The organism is Archangium sp. (genome assembly GCF_036388035.1).
In the GTDB taxonomy this organism is placed as follows: domain Bacteria; phylum Myxococcota; class Myxococcia; order Myxococcales; family Myxococcaceae; genus Archangium.
The window spans coordinates 1-5,594 of record NZ_DASVSO010001026.1; the positions used below are offsets into that span (position 1 = coordinate 1).

At 69.3% G+C, this 5,594-nt stretch carries 4 protein-coding genes and 1 pseudogene; 3 read left to right on the forward strand and 2 right to left on the reverse strand.

The window, feature by feature from the left end:
* From VF697_RS42265 to VF697_RS42275, 3 genes are all read left to right on the forward strand, one after another.
* Nucleotides 1–1,057: sigma-54 interaction domain-containing protein (locus VF697_RS42265; RefSeq protein ID WP_331104283.1), on the forward strand; the 1,057-nt coding region annotated here is incomplete at its 5' end.
* A 135-nt stretch (nt 1,058–1,192) separates the two neighbouring features.
* The gene (locus VF697_RS42270) at nt 1,193–2,227 is read left to right on the forward strand and encodes a M23 family metallopeptidase (protein WP_331104289.1); all 1,035 of its coding nucleotides are present in this window, start codon (nt 1,193–1,195) and stop codon (nt 2,225–2,227) included.
* 118 nt (nt 2,228–2,345) lie between these two features.
* A complete protein-coding gene (locus VF697_RS42275; RefSeq protein WP_331104285.1) occupies nt 2,346–3,626 on the forward strand; it encodes a hypothetical protein in 1,281 nt (426 codons plus the stop codon).
* A gap of 63 nt (nt 3,627–3,689) precedes the next feature.
* Here VF697_RS42275 and VF697_RS42280 read toward each other — a convergent pair whose 3' ends face one another.
* Complete coding sequence (locus VF697_RS42280; RefSeq protein ID WP_331104286.1) at nt 3,690–5,282, reverse strand: serine/threonine-protein kinase; 1,593 nt, start codon at nt 5,280–5,282, stop codon at nt 3,690–3,692.
* Nucleotides 5,283–5,404: 122 nt separating this feature from the next.
* Nucleotides 5,405–5,594, reverse strand: a pseudogene (locus VF697_RS42285) (hypothetical protein); the annotation flags it as partial.

Below are 5,594 nucleotides of genomic sequence, written 5' to 3' on the forward strand. Positions count from 1 at the left end.
CGCCCAGCGCTCGGTGCGCGCCGACGCCAAGGCCCGCGCCGCCATCATCGGCGAGTCGCCGCAGCTCCACGAGGTCTTCAAGATCATCGACAAGGTGGCGGACACCCCGTCCACCGTCCTCATCACCGGCGAGAGCGGCACGGGCAAGGAGCTGATCGCCTCCGCGCTGCACGGGGCCTCCAGCCGCCGCGACAAGCCCTTCATCAAGATCAACTGCGCCGCCATCCCCCACAACCTCATCGAGTCCGAGCTCTTCGGTTACGAGCGCGGGGCCTTCACCGGCGCCGTCACCTCCAAGCCCGGCCGCTTCGAGCTGGCCGACGGGGGCACCCTCTTCCTCGACGAGATTGGAGAAATCCCCGTCGAGATGCAGGTGAAGCTGCTGCGCGCGCTGCAGGAGGGCGAGTTCGAGCGCGTGGGCGGCATCAAGACGACGCGCGTGGACGTGCGCCTCATCGCCGCCACCAACCGGGACCTGCAGGCGGAGATCGAAGCCGGTCGCTTCCGCAAGGACCTGTACTACCGGCTGGCAGTGGTGCCCGTCGTGCTGCCGCCGCTGCGCGAGCGCCGCGGGGACGTGCCCATGCTCGCGGGGCACTTCGTGGAGAAGTACAACCGCAAGCTCAACAAGAAGATCGAGAGCATCGCCGACGACGCGATGGCGCTGCTGCAGGCCTACAACTGGCCCGGCAACATCCGCGAGTTGGAGAACCTCATCGAGCGCGTGCTGCTCTTCGCGGACGGGCCTCACATCACCGCGAAGGACCTGCCCGAGCCGATGCGCCAGGGCCCGACCCAGGCGGCGCCCGCTCTCTCGGCCGCCACCCTGGAGGCCACTCCCTCGGGAGAGGGTGGCCTCAAGGACATCGTCCGCATGAAGGCGGCCGAGCTGGAGAAGGACCTCATCACCAAGGCCCTGGAGGAGACGGGCGGCAACGTCACGCGAGCAGCCAAGCTGCTGCAGATCAGCCGCAAGTCCCTCCAGACGAAGATGAAGGAGTTCGGCCTGCGGGACACGACCGCCCAGGATGGGCGGGACGAAGGCATCGACGACTGAGCCACGCGGGCGAAATATCGCCGCGCAACCATCGGTTCGGTCCCGGCCACAACCCTTTTGACTCTGGGAGCATGAATGCGGCCGCCTCTTCCCACCCTCGGACCTCAACCGAAGAAGAGCCCTCTGGGGCCGGTGATGGTCATCTCCTTGCTGCTCGGCCTGGGCGCCGGGGGCGTGTGGTGGTGGAAGCAGCGGCTCGTCTCCGAGCAGCCCGCCGCGGTCGCCGTCCAGGTGGAGCAGCCCGTCACCACGCCCGTGGCCCTCGGGCCCGAGGACGCGGGCGCGACTCCCACCGCCGCCAACACTGCTCCGACGAACGCCGCCGCCCCCACGGCCGCCGCCCCCCTCGTCGCGGATCCGCTCAAGAGCGCCGGGCTGTCCCGCGCCGCCATCCGCATTGACGGTCCGTTGGAGACGGCGGTCGTCGCCGCCGCCGGCCCCGAGGTGGGCCCCGCGCTCGCCCAGGTGGTGACGCGCACCCTCGTCTGGTGGGTGGACGTGCCGGGTGACATCCGCCGCGGGGACACCATGGACGTGCTCTACGAGGTGCGCCCCGGCGAGGAGCCGCTCGTGCACGCCGTGCGCTTCACCAGCAACAAGACGGGCCAGACGCACCGCGCCTACCGCTTCCAGCCCGCGGGCGACACCAGCCCCCGCTACTACCTGCCCAGCGGCGAGGAGCTGGAGCTGCGCCTGGAGAACTCGCCCCTGGACGACTACGAGCAGGTGACGTCGCTGCTGCGCGATGGCCGCCGGCACAAGGGCGTGGACTTCAAGACGGCCGTGGGCACCCCCGTGAAGGCGCCCTTCACCGGCATCGTCCGCCGCAAGAACTGGAGCTTCCGCTACAACGGCAACTGCATCGAGCTCGAGGAGGTGGGAGGCAAGCACCGCCGCGCCCTCTTCCTGCACATGGACGAGCTGCCCCGCTCGCTCAAGGTGGGCGACCGCTTCGCCGTGGGCACCGTGCTGGGCCGCAGTGGCAACAGTGGCCGCTCCTTCGCGCCCCACCTGCACTACCAGCTCGAGGCCGGCGACGAGCGCGTGCTGGATCCCTACGAGAGCCACCGCACCTACCGGCGCTCGCTGGCGGCCACGCAGCGCTCGAGCTTCGACACCGAGCTGCGCCGGCTGGACGGGCTGCTCGGCACCGCCCTGGCAGGCGGCTGAGCCCTTCGTTTCTTGACACCCCTGCTTGCGGCAGCTAGCGTCCCCCGACAATTTCTCAACATTTCTCGGGGGTTAGGCGCCGACCCTGGCCTCCCGAGGGTGTGTGTTCGGAGGTCGGATGTCGAGGCTTCGCGCCGTTGTCGCCGCGCTGACGCTGGGTGCGCCGTTCGCCGCCACCGCGGCGGATGTCACCCGCGTCGCATCGTCCTTCGAGGACGATGACCCGTTCGGGATGTTCATCGATGTGGGCTTCGAGAATACGCACAGGCGCACGAAGATCGTCCGCGAAGTGCTGCCCGAGGCGTCGGGCGGAACCCGGCAGTACGCCAACGAGCTCTGGTACACGGGGAACGATCCGCGGCTGAACTTCGACCTGGCCATCGGCATCGCGCGCGACGTCGAGCTGTCGTTCGGCCTGCCCATCGTCTTCCAGCGCAACGAGGAGTGGCGCTTCGTCTCGGAGACGAACGCGGCCACCTCCAGCATCATCAACAACTGCCTGCGGCCCAACGGCTCGCTGACGACCCCGGGGTGCAACCCGTTCACGCGCACGGGGACGGAGCCGCTCTTCAACGTGCCGCTGGAGACGTTCCGCGGCGGCGTGGGCAACATGCGCTTCGGCCTGGCGTGGGGCATCTTCAACCAGCGCAAGGACGAGACCAAGCCCAACTGGGTGCTGGGGCTGGACTACGAGGCCCCCACCGCGGCGCTGCTCGATCCGAGCGTGGTGACGAGCAAGGAGGAGCGGGGCGGCGTCGGGGACCGGGTGCACAAGTACACGATGTACACGGCGCTCTCGCGGAGGATTGGAATCGCGGAGCCGTACTTCAAGGTGCACTACACGGTGCCGGTGCGCGGCCCAGGCGCCTACTCCAACTGCAACAACCCCAACGTGGGCCTCGGCACGCCGAGCAACTGCGACCTCCCGGGGTGGGATCGCAAGGAGACGGGCATCCAGGCGCCGCACACGGGCGGAATGATGTTCGGCTCGGAGGTCCAGGTCTACAACCAGCCCACGCGCAAGTTCACGCTGGATGCGCGGGCCATCGCCAACTACGTGTCCGAGGGCCGCTACTACAACGAGCTGAGCGGCGCGCTGCGCAAGCTGCTCCAGACCGGCGACTACATGCAGGTGGGTGGCCAGCTCGGCCTGAAGGTGCAGATCTCGGACGTGCTGGGCCTGAAGGGCTCGGGCACGTTCCTGTACAACACGGACCACGCGCTCACCGACGAGAAGATGGGCAAGGATCTGGACGGCAGCGGTGAGGTGGATCCCACGGTCAACCCGGCGGAGATCAACCCCAACTTCGACTTCCGCACGGACTTCGTCTCGCGGCGCTTCTACGCCTCCGAGAGCAAGGACTTCCGGCTGGACCTGAGCGCCACGTTCACGTTCTAGCGGGCACGCGGGGGCGCCCGGGGAGTCGTCAGGAGCCCACCTCGTCCTGACGACCCCACCACCTCACTCGAGACTGCCGGGAAGCTCCATGTCCCGGCACTCCCTGCGAGCCGTCTTCGCCTCGCTCACGTGGGGGTAGCGTTTCAGCAGCGCGTTGTAGGTCTGGATGGCGGCGGAGCAGTCCCCCGCCTTGGCCTGGGAGCGTCCCCGCTTCAGCAGCGTCGAGACCTCCGCGATCCCCTCCCGGAGCTGCACCACCTTGGGCTGGATCTTCTCCACCCCCGGCACGGTGTCCAGGATGGCCTGTGCGGTGTCCAGGTCGCCGGAGAGGAAGGCGGCATTGGCCCGGGTCCAGATCTCCTCGGCCAGGAGCTGGCGGCGGACATCGTCCACGCCATCCAGCCCCGCGCCCTGCGCCTCACCCTGGCCCGGTACCGCGGCGCGCGAGGGCGCCGCCGTGCCCGGAGCGGGCGGAGCCGACAGCGGCACCACGGGAGTGTCCAACCCGGGGGCCACGGGCGCGGAGACCTGAGACGCAGGGGGCGTCCCGCCCGTGGAGCGAATCACCACCGCCGCGCCCAGGCCCAGCAGGGTCACCGCGCCCACGATCACCGCGGTGGAGGGCATGCGCGAGCCCGCCTTCGGCATGGGATGGGGCTGGGACAGGACCGTCCTGTCGGTCCCCTCCGAGTCCAGGAGCGGCAGGGGCCGCGGACCCGGGATGGGCGTGAACAGCGGCGCTTGCGCGTCCGCCAGCTTCGTCTCGGCGGAGGGCGTGGGCGTGGGCGTCAGCCGCAGGACCGGCCGCGACACGCTCGCGCTTCCCTGCGCCGCTTTGAGCGCCTCCGCGAACTCCTCCATGCTGGCGAAGCGCGCTTCCGGCGCCTTCGCCGTGGCCTTCTGGATGATGGCGTTCAGGGTTGGAGAGTCCAGTTCCGGCAGCACCTCGGCCAGCGCCGGCGTGGGCTGGTGGAACTGCTTGTGCATGATCTCCGCGATCGTGGTGCCGTTGACGGCCGTGGTCCCGGTGAGCATCTCGAAGAGGACGAGCCCGAGCGCGTAGATGTCCGCGCGCGCGTCCACTTCCTTGCCCTGCACCTGCTCGGGAGCCATGTAGCGCGGCGTGCCGGCGGCGACGCCCTGATCCGTCAAGCGCGTAGCGCCATCCGCCAGGATGCGGGCGATGCCGAAGTCCAACACCTTGACGTGGTAGCCCCGCAGCCCGCGGTGCACCATGACGTTCTCCGGCTTCAGATCCCGGTGCACCACCTTCTGCCAGTGCGCATGCGCCAGCACGTCGGCGAGCTGCAGGGCGATGTCGAGCGCCTCGCCCGTGGGCAGCCGCCCCACCGCCTTGAGCAGCGTCTTGAGATCCTGGCCCTCCACGTACTCCATGGAGATGAAGAGGTTGCCCTCCTCGTCCTGCCCGAAGTCATGCAACGCCACGGCGTTGGGGTGCGCCACCAGCCCGTAGCTGCGGGCCTCGTTGAGGAAGCGCCGGGCGATGCTCTCGTCCTGCGACAAGGCGGGGTTGAGGAACTTCAGCGCCACCTTGTGACCCAGGCCCGGCTGCTCCGCGAGGTACACGGAGCCCATGCCGCCATGGCCCACCTTGCGCAGGATGCGGTAGCGGCCGGATATCGTACGGCCTTCCATCGGGTCCGCTTTGGACTTCAGGGTGATGGACTGGTCGCACCCACACTCCGGGCACTGTCCCGTCCAGAGCGTGGATTCCGCACTGCACTGCTTGCACATGTAGCGGGCCATGAGAGTCCTTTTCAGCGCGCCGGGCTGAAGTAGCGCTGGAAGAGGAGCGTCTCCAGCTCGAGAGCCCCCTGCTGGGCGGAGCCGCCGAGCGCGGCCTCCACGCGCAGGAAGGCCGTTCGCGCGTCCTCGGAAAAGTCCGTCTCCATCGCCTTCAGCGCTCCCACGACGTCTCCCGACTGGTACAGCGCCTCGGCCCGCAGC